The sequence below is a fragment of the Enterococcus sp. HMSC061C05 genome (genome assembly GCF_001814765.1).
In the GTDB taxonomy this organism is placed as follows: domain Bacteria; phylum Bacillota; class Bacilli; order Lactobacillales; family Enterococcaceae; genus Enterococcus_B; species Enterococcus_B lactis.
Genome location: NZ_KV817722.1, coordinates 1 through 4,308, shown reverse-complemented (window position 1 = coordinate 4,308; position 4,308 = coordinate 1). Strand labels below are relative to the sequence as shown.

Annotated in this window: 5 protein-coding genes; 3 read left to right on the top strand and 2 right to left on the bottom strand. The window is 37.5% G+C overall.

Annotation, left to right across the window (positions count from 1 at the left end; translation table 11 throughout):
• Positions 1-139: 139 nt before the first annotated feature.
• Positions 140-670 carry a phenolic acid decarboxylase gene (locus HMPREF2988_RS01100; RefSeq protein WP_002314051.1) on the bottom strand — a complete coding sequence of 177 codons (531 nt, stop codon included), beginning with the start codon at positions 668-670 and terminating at the stop codon, positions 140-142.
• A gap of 104 nt (positions 671-774) precedes the next feature.
• Between HMPREF2988_RS01100 and HMPREF2988_RS01095 the strand changes: the two genes are divergently transcribed.
• Positions 775-1,329, top strand: coding sequence for a PadR family transcriptional regulator (locus tag HMPREF2988_RS01095; protein WP_002293202.1), 555 nt, complete (start codon positions 775-777; stop codon positions 1,327-1,329).
• 156 nt (positions 1,330-1,485) lie between these two features.
• Here the strand turns inward: HMPREF2988_RS01095 and HMPREF2988_RS01090 are convergent, their stop codons facing one another.
• A complete protein-coding gene (locus HMPREF2988_RS01090; protein ID WP_002293203.1) occupies positions 1,486-1,959 on the bottom strand; it encodes a MerR family transcriptional regulator in 474 nt (157 codons plus the stop codon).
• A gap of 137 nt (positions 1,960-2,096) precedes the next feature.
• Between HMPREF2988_RS01090 and HMPREF2988_RS01085 the strand changes: the two genes are divergently transcribed.
• Complete coding sequence (locus HMPREF2988_RS01085; protein ID WP_002293204.1) at positions 2,097-3,569, top strand: MDR family MFS transporter; 1,473 nt, start codon at positions 2,097-2,099, stop codon at positions 3,567-3,569.
• Positions 3,566-4,276: a DUF4811 domain-containing protein gene (locus HMPREF2988_RS01080; protein ID WP_002293205.1), complete on the top strand. Its 711-nt coding sequence runs from the start codon at positions 3,566-3,568 to the stop codon at positions 4,274-4,276. Before HMPREF2988_RS01085 ends, HMPREF2988_RS01080 begins: the two co-directional genes overlap by 4 nt.
• Positions 4,277-4,308: the final 32 nt, after the last annotated feature.

The window sequence follows — 4,308 nt, the reverse complement described above, 5'->3', positions numbered from 1 at the left end:
ACCTCTTGATAAACGGTGTTCAATCAGCTGCTTCTCGGTAATAAGCCCACTAGCCTAGAAAATATGAAAAGCTATTTTCTGACTAGCGTTCTTATTACTCAAAGCGTAACGCTGATTTCACAACCTCTCTTTCACAACCTTATTTTACTCGTTTATAATTTTCATCGAAGTATTTTCCGCTACGGATATCATCAGGCATGCCATCATATGGCGCTTCACTAATGACATCTTCATTGTCTATACCTGCATCACCCATATAAGTGATGGTAGCAAATTCAGGAACAAGTAATTTTGGATAAGTTTCATATTTTTCACGAGCTGCTTCCATTTCTGCGATATGTTCATTTTGGAAAGTAACAGTGATTTCTGGATGTTCTTCAACCCATTTAGGGAAAAAGATCATTCCGTGAAGTTTCTTTTCATTTGGCATAAAGTCTAATGCCACGTCTGTCCCTGTTGGTTCTGTCCAAGTAATTTTGAATACGCCATCTGTCAATTTAACGATATCAGCTTCTTGGTCTTTTACCCAACGACCTTTGACCATTCCGCCGTGGATACGGTAATCGACAGTATGGTCATTTTTTGCATACCATTCATATTCCCAACCGTTGTCATACGTATAAATAAAGTGAGTTCCAATAAAATCTTCCAATTCTTTAAATTCTTTCATGATTAAGCATCTCCTTCTAAATTAAAACATGTAATAAACTACATGTTTTTGATTACTCGTTTATGATAGAATGGATTTAAAGATTTGTCAAGGAGGAAAAACTGATGGCAAGAAAAAATACACTTCGCTATATTTTATTAGGGTTATTAAGTAAGAAGCAGATGACAGGATATGAATTGAATCAATCATTCAAAAATGAAATAGGAGAATTTTGGCAAGCAAAACATAGTCAGATTTATCCTGAGCTGGCAAAAATGGAAGAGCAAGGAATCATTCAACATCAAGTAGAGATCACAGGCGAAAAATTGGAAAAAAAAGTTTATGAATTAACAGAAGAAGGGAAGGAACAATTAGCAGAGTGGATTCATACACCGACCAATGAACTGCCGGTTAATCGAGACGAATTCGTTTTAAAATTGTATTTCGTCAAAGACGTGAATGATCCGGCATTAGTAGAAATTATCCAGCAGCAGCGTGATCTTCATGAAGAAAAACGCCTTCATCTATTAGAGCGAAAAAAAACAATCTTTCCTACAGAAAAAGAAAAACATGAAAATTACGGACATTACTTGATTTTAGCGCATGCGATCAATCGGGAAACAGAATATGCAAGTTGGCTGACAGATGTATTGGAAGAAGAAAACAACCGAAAAAAATAAACTAAAAAATATCCGAACAGTGATGGATGCTTCCTTTCTATATGAAAGAAATGCAGATCACCGTTCGGATATTCTTATGTTCAAACAGGCTTTTTCTAAGTGTTATATGTATCATCTACTTTTTAAAAAGTCTGATGTTTAGGAGATTAGCGGAGCTTAGAGTTCTTTTAACAGCTGCTCGTAGTCAGCTTTTTCATCGACAGGAAGGAGTTTGTAAGACAATTCGTCTGTCTCGTTGTCATGAATGATGTACATCTTCGCATTCTCTTCTTTGAAGTTGCCAATTTGTAAAATCGTATAGCGTTCGTCGATCAATTCGATATCTTTGATTGCTTTTGAAAAAACTTTGCGGACATGATGCATTTTCTTTTGTCGGATTTCTGCCTTTTCTGCAGCTTTAGATAAGGTAAATCCGTCATCTAAGTATTTTTTGATCAGTTCTACTTTTATAACTGTAGGCAAACGATATTTTCTAGGACAATTCGCATCAGCTTCGATCGAACGAATAAATCCCTTTTGTTCCCAATACCTTAATTGACGTGGAGACACACCGACGATATCACTTAATTCACTGATGCCAACAACCAATTGATCGTTTTCCAACAAACGTTTAAGGGAAGCCCCAACCATTTTTGTCACTCCTTTTGTCCTCTTACTTTCCTTAATTATATCTGTATTAACTAATGTGTCAAGTAGGTTGACAAATGGTGGATTTAGGACTAAAGTATTCTAGTAGTTTCAGAAAAAATTCAGAAAGAAGGAGAAATATGAGTAACAACCAACCCGTAGATATTTACGGAAAACCATATAATCGGACACTTTTAGTTGTTGTCTTATTAATTGGTACATTTTGTACCGTTTTGAATCAGACCTTATTGACGACAGCTTTTCCTACATTGATGAAAGCTTTCGATATTTCAGCGTCTGATGTGCAATGGTTAACGACTGGTTTCTTGCTAGTCAACGGGATCATGATCCCAATAACAGCATGGCTAATCAATAAATTCAGTTCAAGAAATTTATATCTTTCTGCCATGACGATCTTTTTGATCGGAACGATTACTTGTTTTACAGCACCTAATTTTAGTACATTACTAATCGGTCGCTTAATCCAAGCTTGCGGTGTGGGAGTATCGATGCCATTATTGCAAAATATCATGTTGTCTATTTTCCCACCAGAAAAAAGAGGATCAGCAATGGGGATGTCAGGAATCGTTATTGGGCTTGCTCCTGCTTTAGGCCCTACATTATCTGGTTACATCATTGATAACTACCATTGGCGTGACTTGTTTGGTATGGTACTACCAATCGTTGTTCTTGTCTTGGTTTTAGCATTCTTCCTAATGAAAAGTGTTATTCCATTGTCAAATCCTAGCATTGATATTTTATCAGCTATTTTGTCAACGATTGGATTCGGTAGTTTGCTTTACGGATTTTCTAGTGTAGGTGATGATGGCTGGGGAAGCTTGAAAGTAATTGGTTTCTTAGTCGTTGGTGTGATTTTCATCGCCTTGTTCTCATGGCGTCAATTACATTTGGAACATCCATTCTTGGAACTTCGCGTATTCAAATCATCTACATTTACGATTGCAGCTGTTTTAGCCGGTGTAACGAATATGGCGATGGTAGGGGCAGAAATGGTCGTGCCGTTGTATATCCAAAACATTCGCGGAGAATCAGCATTCCATTCTGGCTTGATGTTGTTGCCAGGTGCTTTGATCATGGGGGCTATGATGCCCGTTACAGGTGCGATTTTCGATAAATACGGCGCGAAACGTTTAGCCATTACAGGGATGTTCATTTTGACAGCCGCAACTGCACCATTTGCTTTCTTGACAAAAACGACTCCAGTTTTATATATCGTGATCCTTTATGCAATCCGTATGTTTGGAATATCCATGGTCATGATGCCGGTAACCACTTCTGGTATGAATGCATTGCCAAATAACTTGATCAGTCATGGGACAGCGGTAAATAATACATTCCGTCAAATCGCAAGCTCGATCGGTACAGCTATTTTGATCAGTGTGTTGACGAATGTGACAAAAGCAAATATCCCAAGCAAATCTGTATTGGATAATACACCATTAGCTTATAAAGATCAGGCAATCAATGCCACACTGTCAGGTTACCATGCCGCGTTTATCGTAGCGATCATCTTTGGGATCCTTGGCTTTATTATTGCCTTTTTATTGAAGAAAAAAGAACCTGTTCTAACGAAAGCGGGGGATAATGCATGATTATTGGAGTTTTGATTGTCAGCTTGCTTGCTTTTGCTTTAACGAACGTGTTCGCTAAAAAAACATGGCAAACCTTTTTATCTTTGATTTTCGGACTAATCTTCGTCGCTTCACTAAGTTTGATCGTCGCTAATTTGTCCAATCACTTTGGAATGGAAAAAGTAACGGAAACGAAAACAGAAAAAATTGTTTCCAGTGCTGATTCCCAAGGAGCAGATATGCTTTTGTATAAAGCTTTAGGGAATGGAAAAGAAAAAGTGTATCTTTACCGAACGAATGAAAAACAAGAGAAACCAAAAGCAACTGGTACGGATAACGAAACAAATAAAGTAGAAAAGACAGACGGCGATGCTGAAAAAGTGACGAAAACTACTTATTGGGAATACAAAAACGACATGTATAAATTCTGGTTCAATATTGCTGATAACAATCACGAATATGACAGCCGAGTGAATACATTCAAAATCCCAGAGACATGGGTAGAATTAAGTACGGACCAAGCATCCAAGTTAGCTGAATTAGTGAAGAAACAGCAAAGTACGATGGAAAGTGAAGCAAAAGCTTATGTGCAAGACGGTATGGTAAAAGCAATGACTGAAAATCCGCAAATGAGCAAAGCAGAACAAGAACAACGTACGAAAGCCTTAACTGCTGAATTCCAACAACAAGCATTCGCGAAATTAGTGAAAGAAGCAAAAGGCGAATAATATTTTGAACACCGTTTAAGGAAGAGGTTGTG

Bases quoted from the DNA above. Each gene is read 5' to 3' on its own strand.
- HMPREF2988_RS01100 (WP_002314051.1), bottom strand. From the start codon at position 670: ATGAAAGAATTTAAAGAATTGGAAGATTTTATTGGAACTCACTTTATT.
- HMPREF2988_RS01090 (WP_002293203.1), bottom strand. From the start codon at position 1,959: ATGGTTGGGGCTTCCCTTAAACGTTTGTTGGAAAACGATCAATTGGTT.
- HMPREF2988_RS01085 (WP_002293204.1), top strand. From the start codon at position 2,097: ATGAGTAACAACCAACCCGTAGATATTTACGGAAAACCATATAATCGG.
- HMPREF2988_RS01095 (WP_002293202.1), top strand. From the start codon at position 775: ATGGCAAGAAAAAATACACTTCGCTATATTTTATTAGGGTTATTAAGT.
- HMPREF2988_RS01080 (WP_002293205.1), top strand. From the start codon at position 3,566: ATGATTATTGGAGTTTTGATTGTCAGCTTGCTTGCTTTTGCTTTAACG.